Annotated in this window: 15 protein-coding genes and 2 riboswitches; of the genes, 7 read left to right on the forward strand and 8 right to left on the reverse strand. The window is 65.0% G+C overall.

The annotated features are described in order from the left end of the window. Nucleotides 1–8: 8 nt before the first annotated feature. Nucleotides 9–3,782, reverse strand: coding sequence for a cobaltochelatase subunit CobN (gene cobN / locus CKW13_RS10730; protein WP_095108561.1), 3,774 nt, complete (start codon nt 3,780–3,782; stop codon nt 9–11). A gap of 3 nt (nt 3,783–3,785) precedes the next feature. Next, nucleotides 3,786–4,853 (reverse strand): cobalamin biosynthesis protein CobW, encoded by a 1,068-nt coding sequence (cobW, locus tag CKW13_RS10735; RefSeq protein ID WP_095108562.1) that lies wholly within the window; start codon nt 4,851–4,853, stop codon nt 3,786–3,788. A gap of 100 nt (nt 4,854–4,953) precedes the next feature. Next, a riboswitch (cobalamin riboswitch) is annotated at nt 4,954–5,164 on the reverse strand. A gap of 68 nt (nt 5,165–5,232) precedes the next feature. Further along, nucleotides 5,233–5,457, forward strand: a riboswitch (cobalamin riboswitch). 121 nt (nt 5,458–5,578) lie between these two features. Between cobW and CKW13_RS10740 the strand changes: the two genes are divergently transcribed. From CKW13_RS10740 to cobM, 4 genes are all read left to right on the forward strand, one after another. Further along, complete coding sequence (locus CKW13_RS10740; protein WP_095108563.1) at nt 5,579–5,773, forward strand: CbtB domain-containing protein; 195 nt, start codon at nt 5,579–5,581, stop codon at nt 5,771–5,773. A gap of 11 nt (nt 5,774–5,784) precedes the next feature. After that, nucleotides 5,785–6,486, forward strand: coding sequence for a CbtA family protein (locus CKW13_RS10745; RefSeq protein ID WP_095108564.1), 702 nt, complete (start codon nt 5,785–5,787; stop codon nt 6,484–6,486). Then, on the forward strand, nt 6,483–6,908 hold the full coding sequence (locus CKW13_RS10750) for a cobalamin biosynthesis protein (RefSeq protein WP_095108565.1): 426 nt from the start codon (nt 6,483–6,485) through the stop codon (nt 6,906–6,908). Before CKW13_RS10745 ends, CKW13_RS10750 begins: the two co-directional genes overlap by 4 nt. 72 nt (nt 6,909–6,980) lie before the next feature. Further along, entirely contained in the window at nt 6,981–7,727 is a 747-nt protein-coding gene (gene cobM, locus CKW13_RS10755; protein WP_095108566.1) for a precorrin-4 C(11)-methyltransferase, read from the forward strand. 101 nt (nt 7,728–7,828) lie between these two features. Here cobM and nfuA read toward each other — a convergent pair whose 3' ends face one another. Together nfuA and CKW13_RS10765 are read right to left on the reverse strand one after the other, a co-directional pair. Next, nucleotides 7,829–8,413, reverse strand: a complete 585-nt coding sequence (gene nfuA, locus CKW13_RS10760) for a Fe-S biogenesis protein NfuA (protein ID WP_095108567.1) — start codon at nt 8,411–8,413, stop codon at nt 7,829–7,831. Nucleotides 8,414–8,549: 136 nt separating this feature from the next. Continuing rightward, nucleotides 8,550–10,841, reverse strand: coding sequence for a fatty acid cis/trans isomerase (locus CKW13_RS10765; RefSeq protein ID WP_095108568.1), 2,292 nt, complete (start codon nt 10,839–10,841; stop codon nt 8,550–8,552). 155 nt (nt 10,842–10,996) lie between these two features. On the opposite strand from CKW13_RS10765, the gene metH reads away from it, so the two are divergent. Further along, nucleotides 10,997–14,707 (forward strand): methionine synthase, encoded by a 3,711-nt coding sequence (gene metH, locus CKW13_RS10770; protein WP_095108569.1) that lies wholly within the window; start codon nt 10,997–10,999, stop codon nt 14,705–14,707. Between the two features lie 97 nt (nt 14,708–14,804). On the opposite strand, the gene CKW13_RS10775 is transcribed toward metH, so the two are convergent. Further along, nucleotides 14,805–16,088 carry an arsenic transporter gene (locus CKW13_RS10775; RefSeq protein ID WP_095108570.1) on the reverse strand — a complete coding sequence of 428 codons (1,284 nt, stop codon included), beginning with the start codon at nt 16,086–16,088 and terminating at the stop codon, nt 14,805–14,807. 93 nt (nt 16,089–16,181) lie between these two features. Further along, on the reverse strand, nt 16,182–16,739 hold the full coding sequence (locus tag CKW13_RS10780) for an NADPH-dependent FMN reductase (protein WP_095108571.1): 558 nt from the start codon (nt 16,737–16,739) through the stop codon (nt 16,182–16,184). A gap of 184 nt (nt 16,740–16,923) precedes the next feature. Between CKW13_RS10780 and CKW13_RS10785 the strand changes: the two genes are divergently transcribed. Next, on the forward strand, nt 16,924–17,160 hold the full coding sequence (locus CKW13_RS10785; protein ID WP_095108572.1) for a hypothetical protein: 237 nt from the start codon (nt 16,924–16,926) through the stop codon (nt 17,158–17,160). An 87-nt stretch (nt 17,161–17,247) separates the two neighbouring features. After that, entirely contained in the window at nt 17,248–18,141 is an 894-nt protein-coding gene (locus tag CKW13_RS10790) for a LysR substrate-binding domain-containing protein (protein ID WP_095108573.1), read from the forward strand. Here the strand turns inward: CKW13_RS10790 and CKW13_RS10795 are convergent. Beyond that, nucleotides 18,138–18,713: a GNAT family N-acetyltransferase gene (locus CKW13_RS10795; protein WP_095108574.1), complete on the reverse strand. Its 576-nt coding sequence runs from the start codon at nt 18,711–18,713 to the stop codon at nt 18,138–18,140. The two genes, CKW13_RS10790 and CKW13_RS10795, sit on opposite strands and share 4 nt — an antisense overlap. Nucleotides 18,714–18,784: 71 nt before the next feature. Further along, the gene (gene dnaQ, locus CKW13_RS10800) at nt 18,785–19,534 is read right to left on the reverse strand and encodes a DNA polymerase III subunit epsilon (RefSeq protein WP_095108575.1); all 750 of its coding nucleotides are present in this window, start codon (nt 19,532–19,534) and stop codon (nt 18,785–18,787) included. Between the last annotated feature and the right edge of the window lie 39 nt (nt 19,535–19,573).

Below are 19,573 nucleotides of genomic sequence, written 5' to 3' on the forward strand. Positions count from 1 at the left end.
TCATTGGCTCAGCCCTCTTCTTCGATATCCAGCAGCATTTGCTCCAGAGCCTCGCGATAGGCCCCTGGCTCCTGCCATAAGCCGCGTTGCTGGGCTTCGAGCAGGCGTTCGGTCATGTCCCGCAGGGCATGGGGGTTGTGCTGGCGGACGAAGTCGCGGGTGTCCGGGTCCAGCAGGTAGGCCTCGGCCAGCAAGGCGTATTGATGGTCGTCGATCAGCCCCGAGGTGGCGTCGAAGGCGAACAGGTTGTCGAGGGTCGCCGCCATCTCGAATGCGCCTTTGTAGCCGTGGCGCTTGACCCCGTCGAGCCATTTGGGGTTGGCCGCCCGGGCGCGGATCACCCGGTTCAGCTCTTCTTTCAAGGTGCGCACGCGCGGCCGGTCGGGTTGGCTGTGGTCGCCGTGGTAGCTCGCCGCCGGGGCGCCGCCGAGGGTTTCGACCGCCGCGAGCATGCCGCCCTGGAACTGGTAGTAGTCGTTGGAATCGAGCAGGTCATGTTCGCGGTTGTCCTGGTTTTGCACCACGGCCTGCACTTGGCTCAAGCGCTGGGCGAACTGGCTGCGGGCGGCGGTGCCCTCGTCGGCACCGCCATAGGCGTAGCCGCCCCAGTTGAGGTAGACCTCGGCCAGGTCGGCGCGGGTCTGCCATAGCCGCCCGTCGATGGCGCCCTGCACGCCCGCGCCATAGGCCCCGGGTTTGGCGCCGAAGATCCGCCAACCGGCCTGGCGCGCCGCCGCTTCCGGCGCGGTGCCCGCCGCCAGCAACGCCGCGCGTTCATCGCGCACTTTGGCCGCCAGGGGGTTGAGGTCGTCCGGTTCGTCCAGCGCGGCCACCGCTTGCACCGCCGCGTCGAACAGACGGATCAGGTTGGCGAAGGCATCGCGAAAGAACCCCGACACCCGCAACGTCACGTCCACCCGGGGCCGGTCCAGCAGGCTCAGGGGCAGGATCTCGAAGTCATCGACCCGTTGGCTGCCGGTGGCCCACACCGGGCGCACGCCCAGCAGGGCCATGGCCTGGGCGATGTCGTCGCCGCCGGTGCGCATGGTGGCGGTGCCCCACACCGAGAGGCCGAGTTGGCGCAAATGGTCGCCGTGGTCTTGCAGGTGCCGCTCCAGGATCAGGTTGGCCGAGGCAAAACCGATGCGCCACGCGGTGGTGGTGGGCAGGTTACGCACGTCCACCGAGAAAAAATTGCGCCCGGTGGGCAGCACGTCGAGGCGGCCCCGGCTCGGCGCGCCGCTGGGCCCGGCCGGCACGAACCGCCCGCCCAGGGCCGCGAGCAAGCCATTCATCTCGGCCGGGCCGCAGGCGTCCAGGCGCGGCGCGACCACCTCGCGCAGGTGCGCCAGGATTGCGTTGACCTCCAGCCACGGCTCCCCGGCAAACGGCGCGTCGGCCACAGCCAGGGCCTGTTCCACCACGGCCAGGGCGAACAACTCGAGGCGCTCGCGGGTGTCGCCCGCGGTGCGCCAGGGCTCGTGGCTGGCGCCTTGCAACTCAACCGGGCGCGGCCCGTTCCAGGGCTCGCCTAAATTGCAGTCCAGGGGATCAAAACCCAGGGCCAGGGCCTTGGCCAGCGCCCGCAGCAAACTCGACTGAGCGCCGCGGCCGTCGCCCCGGGGGATGCGCAGCAGCGCCAGCAAGGTGTCCAGGCGCAGGCGCCCGGCGGGGGATTCGCCGAACACGTGCAGGCCATCGCGGATCTGCGATTCCTTGAGGTCGCACAGGTAGGTGTCCAAACGCGGCAGCCAGATCGCCGCGTCGGCCTCGCTGTCCAGCGCAGCGTCCAGTTGCAGCTCGCGGTCGATGTGGGTGTCGCGCACCAGGGCGAGGATGTCTTTTTGCAGCTCGCGGGCACGGCGCGGGTCGAGCAATTGGGCGTCGTAGTATTCGTCGGCCAGGCGTTCGAGGTCGCGCAGCGGGCCGTAGGTTTCGGCGCGGGTCAAAGGCGGCATCAAGTGGTCGATGATGACCGCTTGGGTGCGGCGCTTGGCCTGGGCGCCCTCGCCCGGGTCATTGACGATAAAGGGGTAGATGTTCGGCAGCGGCCCCAGCAGCGCATCCGGCCAGCACTCCGGCGAGAGGCCCACACCCTTGCCCGGCAGCCATTCCAGGTTGCCGTGCTTGCCGACGTGGATCACGGCGTGGGCACCGTAGGTATGGCGCAGCCAGAAGTAGAACGCCAGATAACCATGGGGCGGCACCAGGTCCGGGTCGTGGTAGACCGCGCTGGGGTCCACTTGGTAACCGCGCGCCGGTTGAATGCCGACAAAGGTCAGGCCCAGGCGCAGGCCGGCGATCATCAGGCGCCCGGCGCGGTGCATGGGGTCCTGCTCGGGGGCGCCCCAACGGGCCAACACGGCCTGCTGGTTGGCCGCCGGCAGGGCCTGGAACAGGGCCTGATAGGCGTCCAGCGCCAGGCTTTGCTGGCATGGGCGCAGGTCGAGGCTGCCGAGGTCGTTGCTGACCCCGCCGAGCAACGCCTGAATCAGCGCCGTACCGCTGGCCGGCAGCTCCGCGGGGAGCGGATAACCTTGCGCGTGCAGGGCCCGCAGGATATTCAGCGCCGCCGCCGGGGTGTCCAGGCCCACGCCGTTGCCGATGCGCCCATCGCGGGTCGGGTAGTTGGCCAGGATCAAAGCGACGCGTTTGTCGCCGTTACCCAGGCGCGCCAGGTCCACCCAGCGCCGCGCCAGTTCGGCGACAAAATCCATGCGCTCGGGCTGGGCGCGGTAGCAGACCACATCGGATTGGCTGCGCTCGCTGCGCCAGGCCAGGTCCTTGAAGCTGATGGGGCGGCTGATGATGCGCCCGTCGAGTTCCGGCAAGGCGATGTGCATTGCCAGGTCTCGCGGCCCCAGGCCCTGCTCGCTGGCGCGCCACCCGGGCTCGTTGTCCTGGGCGCAAATGGCCTGGATCACCGGGATATCGCGGCGAAACGGGCGCAAATGGGGGGCTTCGGGGCTCGATTGGGCGAACCCGGTGGTGTTGAGGATCACCGCGGCTGCGGCCTCGTCCAACCAACCTTCCACTGCCGCCAGGCAACCGGGCTCCTTGAGGCTGGCCACCGCGATGGGTAAGGGGTTGAGGCCCGCCGCCTGCAAGCGCTGGCAGAACACATCGATGAACCCGGTGTTCGCCGCTTGCAAGTGGGAGCGGTAGAACAGCACCGCCGCCACGGCTTGCCCGGGCTGCCAGTCGGTATGCCATTGGCTTAGGCTGGCGTGGCCATGGCGAGGGTGGTAGATGGCGCTGCGCGGCAGCACCTGGGGCTCGCCCCACGAATAGTCGCGGCCCAGCCAGCCACTGGCCAGGCAGCGGTAGAAATCCAGGGCATTGCCCAAACCGCCCTGGCGCAAAAACTGCCACAGGCGATCGCGCTCGGGCGCGGCCACGGTGCTCAGGTCGCTCAGCTCCGGGTCGGGGCGGTCGTCCCCCGGCACCAGAATCAGTTGCACGCCGCGCTCGGCCAGTTGCACCAGGCGTTCGATGCCGTAGCGCCAATAGCCGATGCCGCCGTGCAGGGATATCAGGATGACCTTGGCGTGTTGCAGCACCTGCTCGACGTAGAGGTCCACCGAGGCGTGGTTCTGCACCTGCATCGGGTTGGCCAGGCGCAGGCTGGGGTAATCCTCGGGCAGTTGCCGGGCAGCTTCGGCCAGCAGTGCCAGGCTGGAATCGCCGCTGCACAGGACCACCAGTTCGGCGGGGGTTTGCCCCAGGTCAGCGATGTTGTCATCGGCGACGAAACCACCGGGTTGGGTCCTGAGCAGGTGCATGGGTCAGGCGCCGAGAGCGGCGCGCAGTTGCGCTTCGAGTTGGGCGGCATCCAGGTCTTGGCCGATCAACACCAGGTGGGTGGTGCGCGGCTCGTCGCTGCGCCAGGCGCGGTCGAAGTGCTTGTCGAAACGGCTACCCACGCCCTGGATCAGCAAACGCATCGGCTTGCCCGGGATGGCGGCAAAACCCTTGACCCGCAAGATGCCGTGCTTGACCACCAACTCGTTAAGGGCGGCCAGCAGCAGGCTTTCGTCGGCCTGGGGCAGCTCGATGGAAATGGAGTCGAACGCGTCGTGATCGTGGTCATCTTCGCCGCCATCGCCGTGATGGTGGTCGTGGTGGCTGTGGCGCCCGTCGATGTGCTCTTCGGAACCGGCGCCCAGGCCGATCAGCACGTCCAGGGGCACGCGACCGCTGCTGGCTTCGATGATCTTCACCGCTGGCGGCAGTTCTTCGGCCACTTCCTGGCGCACGCGCTCCAGGTCTTGCGGGGCGATCAGGTCGGTTTTATTGAGGATCACCAGGTCGGCGCTGGCCAATTGGTCGGCGAACAACTCGTGCAACGGGGACTCGTGGTCCAGGTTGGGGTCGAGTTTGCGCTGGGCGTCCACCTGGTCGGGGAAAGCGGCAAAGGTGCCGGCGGCCACGGCCGGGCTGTCAACCACGGTAATCACCGCATCGACGGTGCAGGCGCTGCGGATTTCCGGCCACTGGAAGGCTTGCACCAACGGCTTGGGCAGGGCCAGGCCGGAGGTTTCGATGAGGATGTGGTCCAGGTCGGCGCGGCGTGCCACCAGTTCGCGCATCACCGGGAAGAACTCTTCCTGCACCGTGCAGCACAGGCAGCCGTTGGCCAGTTCATAGACGCGGCCGTTGGCTTCTTCTTCGGTACAGCCGATGGCGCACTGCTTGAGGATTTCGCCGTCGATGCCCAGCTCGCCGAACTCATTGACGATCACCGCGATGCGCCGACCCTGGGCGTTGTCGAGCATGTGGCGCAGCAAGGTGGTTTTGCCCGAACCGAGGAACCCGGTGACGATGGTGACGGGGAGTTTGGCCAGTGTTTTCATCGGATGCCCTTTGGCAAAGGGGGCGGGCATACGGGACGGCTGGCCGGGCGCGGGGGGCGCCAAGGCAGATTTCGCCACCGGATCACCCCGCCCGGTTGAATGTGAGAATCAGTGACGAGGCAGGTCTCCTGGCTGACGGTGGGCCAGTCCTTGGACTGGCATTCGCTGCGCCTTCCCGCTTGGCCCGAAGGCATCAGCAGTGGCGTGGCAGCGAACAGCACCGTTCACAGTTGCGGGGGCAGCCGCGGCATTGACCGCGTTCCCTTCTTAGCTTCGGCACGGGCCGAAGAACCTCGAACGCGCAAGGCTACGCAGTGCGTAGGGGCGGGTCAATGCCGGGCGCCTCGGGCATTTGACGCCCCGCCCTCGCCCATGCTCTCCTACGCACCTTGTTACAGGTGCCCTTGACAGGGTGAAACGGGAAACCGGTGGATCATGTGCTTTACTCAAGCCCTTGATGAATCCGGTGCTGCCCCCGCAACGGTAAGCGAGAGAGGAATCACAGCCACTGTGCCAACCGGCATGGGAAGGCGATTCCAGCAGGCCACGGCGCAAGCCCGGCCCCTCGCAAGCCCGGAGACCGGCCAGTGACACGACAGTGCGCCCCCACGGCCACTTTCACCCAACAAACCCGCGGTGGGCGGGCGCTGTCTGAAGCCCTGCGGGCCCGCCTCGCAGGGGTTTGCATGCGCTCGATCCGCCCTGACACCACAAAGGGAAGCGCCATGTCGATCATCAGCAGCACTCGCCATACCGGCACCGCCAGCAGCACCGCCACCTTGAGCCAACGCCTCACTGCCGCCATCGGCGCGTCGATTTTGGGCGCGTGCCTGGTGTATTTCGCCGGGTTCTCCCACATCGAAGCGGTGCACAACGCCGCCCACGATACCCGCCACAGCGCCGCGTTCCCGTGCCATTGAGACCTGCCGCCATGATTAAGCGCATCGCCCAAACCGCAGGTTTCACCGGCCTGCTGGCCGCCCTGCTGCTGACCCTGCTGCAAAGCTTCTGGGTCGCGCCGTTGATCCTCCAGGCCGAAACCTATGAAAGCGCCCCGGCGGCCCAGGCCCATGAACACGCCGACAGTGCCGGCGCCGCCCACAGCCACGACGCCGAGGCCTGGGAGCCCGAAGACGGCTGGCAGCGCGTGTTGTCCACCACCGGCGGCAACCTGGTGGTGGCAGTCGGTTTCGCCCTGATGCTGGCCGGGCTCTACACCCTGCGCGCGCCCAACAGCACCGTGCAAGGCTTGTTCTGGGGCCTGGCAGGTTATGCGACCTTCTGCCTGGCGCCGACCCTGGGCCTGCCACCGGAATTGCCGGGCACCGCTGCCGCCGACCTGGCGCAACGGCAGATGTGGTGGGTCGGCACCGCCGCGTCCACTGCCGCGGGCATCGCCCTGGTGGTGTTCGGCAGGCACTGGGCGCTGAAGATCCTCGGCGCGGCGATCCTGGCCGTGCCACACGTGATCGGCGCGCCGCAGCCAGAAGTGCATTCGATGCTGGCCCCCGAAGCCCTCGAAGCGCAGTTCAAGATCGCCTCGCAACTGACCAATGCCGCGTTCTGGCTGGCCCTGGGCCTGATTAGCGCGTGGTTGTTCCGCCGCAAGGGTGGCGCCTCATACCCGGCGTGAGCCGCCCCAGCCCGGCGCCGATCCTGGTGATCGGCCTGGGCTGTCAGCGGGGCTGCACCGCCAGCACGCTGCGCGCGTTGCTCGACCAAGCCCTGCAAGCCCACCGCATCGACCTGGATGCGGTGCAAGCCCTGGCCAGCATCGACCTCAAGCGCCACGAACCGGGTCTGCTGGAACTGGCGGCGCAATTGGGCTTGCCGTTGACCTGCTTCAGTAGCGTGGAACTGGCCACCTATCAAGATCAACTGAGCCATCAATCTCAGATCGCTTTCGAGCGCACCGGGTGCTACGGCATCGCCGAAAGCGCCGCCCTGGCCCTGGCCGAGCGCCTGGCGCAAGAGCCCTCCAGCCTGGTGATTCGTCGGCAGAAATACGCCCAGGCCACCTTTGCATTGGCGCGGGCCACGCAAAAGCGCCGATAATCGCCGCCCCGATCATGAGCAATCTTCATCTGCAAGCCTGCTCGCCCCCCCTCTTTTGCCTAGGACACCGCCATGACGGTCTACTTTATCGGTGCCGGCCCCGGCGACCCGGAACTCATCACCGTCAAGGGCCAGCGCCTGATCCGCCGTTGCCCACTGATTATCTACGCCGGCTCCCTGGTGCCCGCTGCGGTGCTCGAAGGCCATAACGCCGAACAGGTCATCAATAGCGCCGAACTGCACTTGGAACAGATCATCGAGCACATCAAGAGCGCCCACGGCAAAGGCCAGGACGTGGCCCGCGTGCACTCCGGCGACCCGAGCCTGTATGGCGCCATCGGCGAGCAGATCCGCTGCCTGCGGGAATTGGCCATCCCCTTTGAAATCATCCCCGGCGTCACCGCCACTGCCGCTTGCGCCGCGTTGCTGGGGGTGGAACTGACCCTGCCGGATGTGGCGCAAAGCGTGATCCTGACCCGCTACGCCGACAAAACCGCGATGCCGCCCGGTGAAACCTTCGCCAGCCTTGCCGCCCATGGCACCACCATGGCTGTGCACCTGGGAGTCAACCATCTGGAAAAAATCGTCGCGCAGCTGCTGCCCCACTACGGCGCCGACTGCCCCATCGCCGTGGTGCACCGTGCCAGTTGGCCGGATCAGGACTGGGTGCTCGGCACCCTCGACGACATCGTGGGCAAGGTCCAGGCCAAGGGTTTTCGGCGTACGGCGCTGATCCTGGTGGGCCGGGTGCTGGCCAGCGACAGCTTTGGCGAATCGTCCCTGTACCGGGCGGGGCATGCGCACCTCTATCGGCCGTAGGAAGGGCGCCACAAGCTGCAAGCTTTAAGCTTGTAACTGCGCTTTTTGGGCATAAAAAAACGGCGCTCACGGGCGCCGTTTTTGGTGTGCAGCGAACGCCTTTAGTAGTAGGCGTTTTCTTTCTGCGTGTGGTCGGTCACGTCGCGCACGCCCTTGAGCTCCGGGATGCGCTCGAGCAGGGTGCGCTCGATGCCTTCGCGCAGGGTCACGTCGGCCTGGCCGCAGCCTTGGCAACCGCCGCCGAACTTGAGCACCGCGATGCCGTCGTCGACGACGTCGATCAGGCTGACCTGGCCGCCATGGCTGGCCAGGCCTGGGTTGATTTCGGTTTGCAGGTAGTAGTTGATGCGCTCGTTGACCGGGCTGTCGGCGCTGACCATTGGCACCTTGGCGTTCGGCGCCTTGATCGTCAACTGGCCGCCCATGCGGTCAGTGGCGTAGTCGACGACCGCGTCATCCAGGAAGGCTTCGCTGAACGAATCGATGTAGGCGGTGAAGCTCTTGAGCCCCAGCGCGGTGTCTTCGGGTTTTTCTTCCCCGGGCTTGCAGTAGGCAATGCAGGTCTCGGCGTACTGGGTGCCGGGCTGGGTGATAAAGACGCGAATGCCGATGCCCGGGGTGTTCTGCTTGGACAGCAGATCAGCCAGGTAGTCGTGGGCGGCGTCGGTGATGGTAATGGCAGTCATAAAAACTCCTCGCAGGCGTGCGGTGAGTTTACGCCAATCAAGGCCTCGGACAAAGTCCTAGTATTTTTGTCGGAAACAGGAGGCGGCTGAGAGCCGCCAGCGGCAAGCTACAAGCGTTGAACTTGCCGCTTGCCGCTCAAAGATTCCCATACCGATTCATATCCAAAACTCCCTCTTCCACCGGGTCTGTTTCCTGGATGTAGCGGCTCAGGTCGTGGAAGTACTGCCAGAACTGCGGATGGCTGCGGCGCACGCCCCAGCGTTCGACAATCTGCTCGAAGCGGTAGCGGTCGCGGGCGTTTTCCATCTGCTCGACGAAGGCCGGCACTTGCTCGGCCGGGATGTTGAACATGAAGTTGGGGTAGCTGCTCAGTACCCCCGGGTAGAGGGTCAGGGTGTCCAGGCCCGGTTGGTAGCGCATCGACTCACCCAGCAAAAACGCCACGTTGCTGTGGGCGCGGTTGCGCAGCAGGCTGTACACACCGCGCGTGCCGTCGCGGGTTTCGATGCGCAGCATCGTCGCCTCGGGCAACTGGTCAATGACCTTGAGCCCCGCGGCCGGGCGCGACACCAAGCGGCTGAGGGCCTGTTCGGCATGTTGCAGCGCCGGGTCGATGTTGGGCCGCGAGCAGTAGGCGTTTTCGCAGCGGTTGATCGGGTCGGGGTTGGCATTGAGCTCGCCGTAGCGCGCCAACAATTGCTGGGCGAAGTCGCGCTTGGGGTCGCGGGCATCGAGTTTCAGGGCGCTGGCCTTGTCGTTATCGATGCTTTCGTAGTCGAGCCACATCTTGACCTTGCCACTGTTCTGGTACCAATCGTCGAGGTAGGCATCCCGGGAGTTGGCCGGCATCAGGCGCAGGAAATTCTGCTCGGCGCCGTTGCGGATCAGGTCGAAGTACAGGCGCGTCTGGGCCTGGTGGGAGACGTTGCCGAACACATCGAAATTGACCGCCAACTGATAGTAGGTGCGCTCCAGCAGCGGGAAATCGAACAGCCACAGCGTCTGCGGCACTTCACCGATCAGGCCTTTGGTCACCGAGGCGCTGTCGAAGTGACGGAAGATGCTCAGCAGCGCGTTGTCGTTGCCGGCCCACAGGCTCGACCAGCTCGGTGCCGGGGCGTCGGCGTAGGCGCCGCGGCGCAGGGCCTCGTATTCATTGCGCTTGTCGCGGTAGGCGTGCCACAGGCTCAGGACACTACCGACGTCGTCGTTCTGCCCGGGCATGGCCAGCAGCGGCGTGGCGTGGCCACGGTAGTTGGGGTCGGTGATGTAGAGGTCGTGTTCGGGGGCCTGAAACAGCGCCCAGAAGTTATCGCGGATCACGTCCGTGGCGATCTGCCCCCGGCACACCGGGCCGCGAATAAAGGTGCGCACGAAGTATTCGGCGTTATCGAGCATGAACTGATAACGTGCCGCCGCAGGGATCGCCTCGAAGGTCTGGAACGGGTTCTCCCGCCGTGCCGGCCCGTAGCCCGGCAGCGCCGTGACCTGCCAGTTACCGCTGTAGAACAGGGTTTTGATCCGCGCCAGTTTCGCCGCGCTCAACGGGTAGGTGATGTGGGTCTTGTGCACGATCACCCCTTGCACCGGCCACAAGCGGTAGTACACCCGCGTGCCCGGGTCGTCGTTGGGGCGACGCGTGGCGATCAGGTCGATGGGTTGGCCGGGCGGCGTGCGCGAACGCACCCACTGAAAGAAATGCCCCGGCTCGCCGCCCTTGAAATACACATGGGCCAGGAACAGGTGCTCATACAACCAGCGCGCCACCAGGCTTTCCCGGGCGCCGGGGGCGTTGAGCAGGCTCTCCCATTGGATGATCTGCCCCGCTTCCTCGGCGGTGGGTGCCAAGGCCTGTTGGTCCAGGGGCGCGCCAGAGGCCAGCCAGCCTTGCAGGGTTTGGTATTGCGAGTCGCTCAGGCCGGTGACGGCCAGCGGCATGCCCTCCTTGGGGTGGGTGCTGGCGTAGGCGGCGAACTCCCCGGGCTGCGGGCACATGTTTTCGCGGTTCAGGCCCAGGACGATCTCTTCGGGCAACTTGGCGTTGGGCTGCAACGGCGCGCTGTGGCCCAGTTCCAGCATCCGCGCCATCAACCCGGCCTGGCTGCTTTGGGTGTCGAGCACCGAGGTAAACCCCTTGTCCTGCCACGCCGCTTTGCCGAAGGCGTCGTAGAACAAACGGGTAGGCATTTGCGCCTGGCTGCGCTCGCCGTTGTACACCGGCAGTTTCGTCGCGCCACGGGCCGCGCCTTCGGCGCTGCCCAGGTTGAGCTGGCAGGCGGCGTCGTTGCAGGCGTGGCAGGCCACGCACTTCTCGGTGAAGATCGGCTGCACGTCGCGGGTATAAGAAATGGCCGGCACCGGACGTTGGGCCAGCGCCAGGGTGCTGAACAACACCAGCACAGCGCTGATGGCGAGGCGATACGGCATGTCACGGGTCCCGAAGATAAAAAAACGTCGCGATTCTACCGGGCCACGGCCCCGGCCAACATGAGCGATATTCATGCAAAAGCCGTTCATGATTAAAAAGCATGCCGGTTTGCTATGATCGCCGCTCTTTTGTGTTGGCCTTACCAGGTAGTCCTATGTCCGATCGCAGCGCTCGCCTCCAAGCTCTTCATCAAGCTCTCAAAGAGCGCATCCTGATTCTCGATGGTGGCATGGGCACGATGATCCAGAGCTACAAGCTCGAAGAGCAGGACTACCGTGGCAAGCGTTTCGCCGACTGGCCCAGCGACGTCAAGGGCAACAACGACCTCTTGGTGCTCAGCCGCCCGGACGTGATCGGCGCAATTGAAAAGGCCTACCTGGACGCCGGCGCCGACATCCTGGAAACCAACACTTTCAACGCCACCCAGGTGTCTCAGGCCGACTACGGCATGCAGGCCCTGGCCTACGAACTCAACGTAGAAGGCGCACGCCTGGCGCGTAAAGTGGCCGACGCCAAAACCCTGGAAACCCCCGACAAACCGCGCTTCGTCGCCGGCGTGCTGGGGCCTACCAGCCGCACCTGTTCGCTGTCGCCGGACGTGAACAACCCCGGTTATCGCAACGTCACCTTCGATGAACTGGTGGAAAACTACACCGAGGCCACCAAGGGCCTGATCGAGGGCGGCGCGGACCTGATCCTGATCGAGACGATCTTCGACACCCTCAACGCCAAGGCCGCGATCTTCGCCGTGCAAGGCGTGTATGAAGAGTTGGGCGTGGAGTTGCCGATCATGATTTCCGGGACCATCACCGATGCGTCCGGGCGCACCCTGTCGGGGCAGACCACCGAAGCCTTCTGGAACTCCGTCAGCCACGCCAAGCCGATTTCCGTGGGCCTGAACTGCGCCCTGGGTGCCAGCGAATTGCGCCCTTACCTCGAAGAACTGTCGAACAAGGCCAACACCCACGTTTCGGCCCACCCCAACGCCGGCCTGCCCAACGAATTCGGCGAGTACGACGAACTGCCGGCCGAAACGGCCAAGGTCATCGAGGAGTTCGCCCAGAGCGGCTTCCTCAACATCGTCGGCGGCTGCTGTGGCACCACCCCGGGGCACATCGAGGCCATCGCCAAAGCCGTAGCCGGCTACGCGCCGCGGGCAATCCCGGACATCCCCAAGGCTTGCCGCCTGTCGGGCCTGGAGCCGTTCACCATCGATCGCAGCTCGTTGTTCGTCAACGTCGGCGAACGCACCAACATCACCGGTTCCGCCCGTTTCGCCCGCCTGATCCGTGAAGACAACTACACCGAAGCACTGGAAGTGGCCCTGCAGCAGGTCGAGGCCGGCGCCCAGGTGATCGACATCAACATGGACGAGGGCATGCTGGACTCGAAGAAGGCCATGGTCACCTTCCTCAACCTGATTGCCGGCGAGCCGGACATCTCCCGCGTGCCGATCATGATCGACTCCTCCAAGTGGGAAGTGATCGAGGCCGGCCTCAAGTGCATCCAGGGCAAGGGCATCGTCAACTCCATCAGCATGAAAGAAGGCGTGGAGCAGTTCATCCACCACGCCAAACTGTGCAAGCGCTACGGCGCGGCGGTGGTGGTGATGGCCTTCGACGAAGCGGGCCAGGCCGACACCGAGGCACGCAAGAAAGAGATCTGCAAGCGCTCCTACGACATCCTGGTCAACGACGTCGGCTTTCCACCCGAAGACATCATCTTCGACCCGAACATCTTCGCCGTGGCCACCGGCATTGAAGAGCACAACAACTACGCCGTCGATTTCATCAACGCCTGCGCCTATATCCGCGACGAACTGCCCTACGCCCTGACCTCGGGCGGGGTGTCCAACGTGTCGTTCTCGTTCCGTGGCAACAACCCGGTGCGCGAGGCGATCCACTCGGTGTTCCTGCTGCACGCGATCCGCAACGGCCTGAGCATGGGCATCGTCAACGCCGGGCAACTGGAGATCTACGACCAGATCCCCGCCGAGCTGCGCGACGCGGTCGAAGACGTGGTGCTCAACCGCACCCCCGAGGGCACCGACGCCCTACTGGCCATCGCCGACAAATACAAGGGCGACGGCAGCGTCAAGGAAGCGGAAACCGAAGAATGGCGCGGCTGGGACGTCAACAAGCGCCTGGAACATGCGCTGGTCAAGGGCATCACCACCCACATCGTCGAAGACACCGAAGAGTCGCGCCAATCCTTCAAGCGCCCGATCGAAGTGATCGAAGGCCCGCTGATGTCGGGCATGAACATCGTCGGCGACCTGTTCGGCGCCGGCAAAATGTTCCTGCCCCAAGTGGTGAAATCGGCGCGGGTGATGAAGCAGGCCGTGGCCCACCTGATCCCGTTCATCGAGCTAGAAAAAGGCGACAAACCCGAAGCCAAGGGCAAGATCCTGATGGCCACGGTCAAGGGCGACGTGCACGACATCGGCAAGAACATCGTCGGCGTGGTGCTAGGTTGCAACGGCTACGACATCGTCGACCTGGGCGTGATGGTGCCGGCGGAAAAAATCCTGCAAGTGGCCAAGGAACAGAAGTGCGACATCATCGGCCTCTCCGGCCTGATTACGCCGTCGCTGGATGAGATGGTCCACGTCGCCCGCGAGATGCAGCGCCAGGACTTCCACCTGCCGCTGATGATCGGTGGCGCCACCACCTCCAAGGCCCACACGGCGGTGAAGATCGAACCCAAGTACAGCAATGACGCGGTGATCTACGTCACCGACGCCTCCCGCGCCGTGGGCGTGGCCACCCAATTGCTGTCCAAGGAACTCAAGGCCGGTTTCGTCGAGAAAACCCGCCTGGAGTACGTGGAAGTGCGCGAACGCACCGCCAACCGCAGCGCCCGCACCGAACGCCTGAGCTATGCCGCCGCGGTGGCGAAAAAGCCGCAGTTCGACTGGAGTACCTACACCCCGGTGAAGCCGACCTTCACCGGCGCCCGAGTGCTGGACAACATCGACCTCAAGGTGCTGGCCGAGTACATCGACTGGACGCCGTTCTTCATCTCCTGGGACCTGGCCGGCAAGTACCCGCGCATCCTCACCGACGAGGTGGTGGGCGAAGCGGCCACGGCACTGTTCGCCGATGCCCAGGCGATGCTGGCCAAGCTGATCGACGAAAAACTCATCAGCGCCCGCGCAGTGTTCGGCTTCTGGCCGGCCAACCAGGTGCAGGACGACGACCTGGAAGTCTATGGCGACGACGGCCAACCCCTGGCGCGCCTACATCACCTGCGCCAGCAAATCATCAAGACCGACGGCAAGCCCAACTTCTGCCTGGCCGACTTCGTCGCGCCCAAGGCCAGCGGCATCACCGACTATGTGGGCGGCTTCATCACCACCGCCGGCATCGGCGCCGAAGAGGTGGCCAAGGCCTACCAGGACGCCGGCGACGACTACAACTCGATCATGGTCAAGGCCCTGGCCGACCGTTTGGCCGAGGCCTGCGCCGAATGGCTGCACCAACAGGTGCGTAAGGAACACTGGGGCTACGCCCGGGACGAGGCGCTGGACAACGAGGCGCTGATCCGCGAGCAGTACAGCGGCATCCGCCCTGCCCCCGGCTACCCGGCGTGCCCTGACCACACCGAAAAAGGCACCCTGTTCCAGTTGCTCGACCCCCAGGCCCAGGAAATGCAACCGGGGCGCAGCGGCGTGTTCCTCACCGAGCACTACGCCATGTTCCCGGCAGCGGCGGTCAGCGGCTGGTACTTCGCCCACCCCCAGGCGCAATACTTTGCCGTGGGCAAGGTGGACAAGGACCAGATCGACAGCTACACCGCCCGCAAAGGCCAGGACCTGAGCGTGACCGAACGCTGGCTGGCGCCGAACCTGGGCTACGACAACTGAGCCTGGGCCGCGGCCCTTCTAGTGGCAAGCGGGCTTGCCCGCGCTCGGGCGCGAAGCGGCCGTAAGCGGCACCCCACCGCCGAAGGCCGCCCGCGTGCTACCAAGTCAGGCGCAGGGCCAGGGCCGCGAGGGTCAACAGCAACACCGGGACGGTGAGGACGATGCCGACCTTGAAGTAGTAACCCCAGCCGATGCGGATGCCCTTGCGCGCCAGTACGTGCAGCCACAGCAAGGTGGCCAAGCTGCCGATGGGGGTGATTTTCGGCCCCAGGTCGCTGCCGATGACGTTGGCGTAGATCATCGCTTCCTTCACCGGGCCGACCGCGTGGCTGGCGTCGATGGACAAGGCGCCGATCAGCACCGTGGGCAAGTTGTTCATCACCGACGACAGCAGCGCCGTCAGCACCCCGGTGCCCATGGCCGCGCCCCACACCCCATAGCTGCCAAACCAGTCCAGCCACTGCGCCAGGTGCCCGGTCAGCCCAGCGTTGCGCAGGCCGTAGACCACCAGGTACATGCCCAGGGAAAAAATCACGATCTGCCACGGCGCGTCCTTCATCACCTTGCGCGTCGAGATCTTGTGCCCGCGCGCGGCAATCGCCAGCAGCAGTGCAGCGCACAGGGCCGAAATGGCGCTGATGGGGATCCCTAGCGGCTCCAGGGCAAAACACCCCACCAGCAGGATGCCCAGCACCCACCACCCGGCGATAAAGGTGGCACGGTCGTGGATCGCGTGTTCCGGGCGCTCCAGTTGCTCGGGGTCGTAGGCCACCGGAATGTCACGGCGGAAGTACCACAGCAACACCGCCAGGGTGGCGGCAACGCTGACCAGGTTCACCGGCACCATCACCGCCGCGTACTGGTTGAAGCCGATCTTGAAAAAATCCGCCGAGACGATGTTCACCAGGTTCGACACCACCAGCGGCAGGCTCGCGGTGTCGGCGATAAAGCCTGCGCCCATGACGAACGCCAGGGTCGCGGCGGCAGAAAAACGCAGGGCCAGCAGCATGGAAATCACAATGGGCGTGAGGATCAGCGCCGCGCCGTCATTGGCGAACAACGCCGAGACCATTGCCCCCAGCAGCACCATGTAGGCAAACAGGCGCCGCCCGCTGCCTCGCCCCCAACGGGCCACATGCAGGGCGGTCCAGGCGAAGAACCCGGCCTCGTCCAGCAACAGGCTGATGATAATCAGTGCCACGAAGGTACCCGTGGCGTTCCAGATGATTTGCCACACCAGCGGGATGTCACTCAACTGCACCACGCCGCACAACAGCGCCAGCACCGCGCCCAGGGTGGCGCTCCAGCCTACGCCCAGGCCTTTGGGTTGCCAGATCACCAGGGTAATGGTCAGCAAGAAAATCAACGACGCGATCAACATCTAAAAACAGCCTTGGCTAAGCAAAAGAACGGGGCAGCACCGCGACCGAAAGCGGCCGCCAGCAATGCCCGAGGAAAAGAAAGGGAGCGCGGATCAGGCTTTCTTGTGCTGCTCGACCCAAGCGCCAAAGGCGTTGATAAAACCTTGCAGGAAAGGTTGGGTGGCCTCGGACAGCTTGCCCGCGTCGTCGAACACCGCCCCGGCACCGCCCAGGTAGGCTTCCGGTTGCTGCATGCACGGCACGTTGAGGAACACCAGGGACTGGCGCAAGTGATGGTTGGCGCCAAAACCGCCGATCGCGCCGGGGGACACGCTAATCACCGCGCCGGGCTTGCCGCTCCAGGCGCTCTTGCCGTAAGGCCGGGAACCGACGTCAATCGCGTTTTTCAGCGGTGCCGGCACCGAGCGGTTGTATTCCGGGGTGACGAACAGCACTGCGTCGGATGAGGCCACGCACTGACGGAAAGTGCTGTAGGCTGCCGGCGGCGTAACATCGATATCCTCGTTGTAGAGCGGCAAATCGCCGATTTCGACAATGTTCAGCTTGAGGTTGGCCGGCGCCAGGTCTGCCAGTGCCTTGGCGACCTTGCGGTTGATCGACTCTTTTCTCAAGCTGCCGACCAGGACTGCAATCGTATAAACCGTGCTCATGGAGAATTCCCGACTATCTGGCTGAAAGAGCCCGTAGTTATAGATGATTGGGGCCCCGTGGAGCCAGCGGGTTTCACAGAATCTGTGGGCAAGACTATTTTTTATCTGTAGGAAAACTAACCTGGCTCGACCGGGGTCTACAGAACCGCAACTTGCGTGTTTTATTTCCAGAGGTTCTAAGCAGATGGCAGCAGTACTTGTCGGTCAGTTCCATGCCAGAGACGCCGAAGGGCGTGTCTACTCCGTGCATGAGTTCCAGGAATCCACCCCCGCGCCCGACCAGCAGGCCGGCTCGGACCCCGTCACCACCTATCGCCTGGCCATTGGCGACCGTGTCAACAAGGTCGACGACAACCAGTTCACCCTGGTCCAGTCGGGCATCATCCTCCTTCGCGAACCCGAGACCACGGCCTCCTCATAACGCTCTGTTATGAGCGCAAGTCAGATCAGCGGACTTGGGTTAGGATTCAGCGATGGATCCGCCACCTGCTGAACATGGACTTCACGCATGCGTCTACGCCACATCGAAGTGATTCACGCGCTCTTGCACACCGGCCACCTCGGCACGGCAGCCGAATGGCTGCAATTGCCGGTCAGTGAAGTGGAAAACACCCTGCGCGACGCCGAGGCAACGTTGGGGTTCATGTTGTTCGCCAGTGTGCGCGGGCGTTTGCAGGCGACCCACGAAACCCGGCAACTGCAAGGGCAAATGGGCCATTTCTACCAGGCGTTAGAGCCCTTGCAGCGCCTGGCCAGCAGCCTGCGCCAGTACCAGAGCGCGCCGCTGCGCATCCTTTGCACCCCGCCCCTGGCCCAGCAGCTGTTGCCCCAGAGCATCGCCAGCCTGCGCCGCAGTTTCGCCGATACCCCATGCAGCTTGGCCAGCCACAGCAGCGCCGAGATCATCAAGACCCTGTTACTGCGCGAGGGCGACCTGGGTTTGAGCCTGCACAACCCCGAACACCCGGACATCCACTGCCAGCCATTGGCCCAGGGCAAGCTGCAACTGCTGGCGCCCCACGGCTGGCTACAACCGCGGCAGAAGTACATCGCCGTGCAGGACCTGGCCGGGCAACCGCTGGTTGGCCTGGAAGGCCATGACCCCCTCAGCGCACTGCTCGAGAGCAAATTGCAGAACCTGCGCCCGGCGCCGCTGATCCAGATCCGCGTGCAGACCCAGCAGATGATGCGCAGCATGGTGGAGGCCGGCGAAGGCCTGGCCATTGTCGACCCTTTCACCGCCCTGGGCGCCAAGGCCGCAGGCCTGGACGTGTGCCCGCTGTCGCCACCGCAGCTCATCAGCCTCTATGCCCTGACCCTGGCCCACAGCACGCCGTCGCCGGCTGCCCTGGCCCTGATAGAGAAAGTCACGGAAAACGCCCAGGCCCTGCTGACGGGCTAGAGCGTGGCGTCGTCGAAGAGGCGATACCAGAAAATCGCCACTTCGGCGGTGTGCGGGTCGATGCCGCGATAGCGCAAGTGGTCGATGCCGCCCACCACATAACCGCAGCGTTCGTATAGGCGGCAGGCGCCCAGGTTGTTGTTCTGGGTTTCGAGCATGATCCCCGGCAGGTTCTTCTTCTGGCTCCAGAACTGCGCCACGTCCAGCAATGCCTTGGCCACCCCGTGGCGCCGCGCCGGAGCGTGGACCGCCAACTCGTCGATATGGGCAAAGCCGTTCCAATTGGTGCTGATGACCAAGTGCCCCACGGGGCAGTCGTCCAGGTGCGCGACGAAAATCGCGCTGTCGGCGGCGCCGCGAAAGCTGTCGAACTCCTGTGGGTCGATGCCGTAGCACTTGCGGTAGGGGCTGACGTTCTCCAGGGGCCACTGCTCCACCGGCAAGCCGACCTGGGCCAAGCCGTGGGCGTGTACGTGGAAGCTGAAATCGCTGCCCCAGACATAGGGCGCGAACTCCTCGCCCGCCACCCGCACCGCGAGGCCAGGGTGCTTGGGGTTGATAACCGGTTGCATAAGCGTGAAGGTCCTCACGGGCGGGGCGCTCGACGGCCTGTTACTTCAGGGTAGATCACGCCCGATGCCCGTCAGCCCTTGGCCTCTTCCAATTGCGTCCAGAGCGCTGCTGCGCCCGCAGATTTGGCGATGGCCTCCAGGCGCACGCGGTGTTCGGCCAGGTCGGTTTCGCTGGCGCGGATGATGCGGGTGGCCGGGCGGTCGGCCGGCAGGCGGCGAATTTCACTGGGCCGGTTGCCCGAGCCTTCGGAACCGTTGCCATCGGAGGCGTTGCCCGCCAGGGACAGGCTGGTCTGCCCGCCCGTCATGGTCAGGTAGACGTCGGCCAGGATCTCGGAGTCGAGCAGCGCGCCGTGCAGTTCGCGGCCCGAGTTGTCCACGCCATAGCGTTTGCACAAGGCGTCGAGGCTGTTGCGCTGGCCCGGGTGACGCTCACGGGCCATCAATAGGGTGTCGAGGATGGTGCAGTGCTGGGTGATGTCGGCGCGGTCTTTCTGCCCGGCCAGGGCGAACTCGTTGTTGATGAAGCCGACGTCGAACGCCGCGTTATGGATAATTAGCTGCGCGCCCTTGATGAACTCGAAGAATTCATCGGCCACTTCAGCGAACCGCGGCTTGCCCACCAGGAACTCGTTGGTGATGCCGTGGACCGCAATGGCGCCTTCGTCGCTTTCGCGATCCGGTTGCAGGTAGACGTGGAAATGCCGGCCGGTCAGGCGCCGCCCGAGCAACTCGACGCAGCCGATTTCCACGATGCGGTGGCCATCGGTCACCGGCATGCCGGTGGTTTCGGTATCGAGTACAACGGATCTGGTGGCCATCAGGGTTCAGCTCTCAACGGTTCAATCGTGCAAAAAAAG

It is taken from the genome of Pseudomonas sp. Irchel 3E20, from assembly GCF_900187645.1.
Lineage (GTDB): Bacteria > Pseudomonadota > Gammaproteobacteria > Pseudomonadales > Pseudomonadaceae > Aquipseudomonas.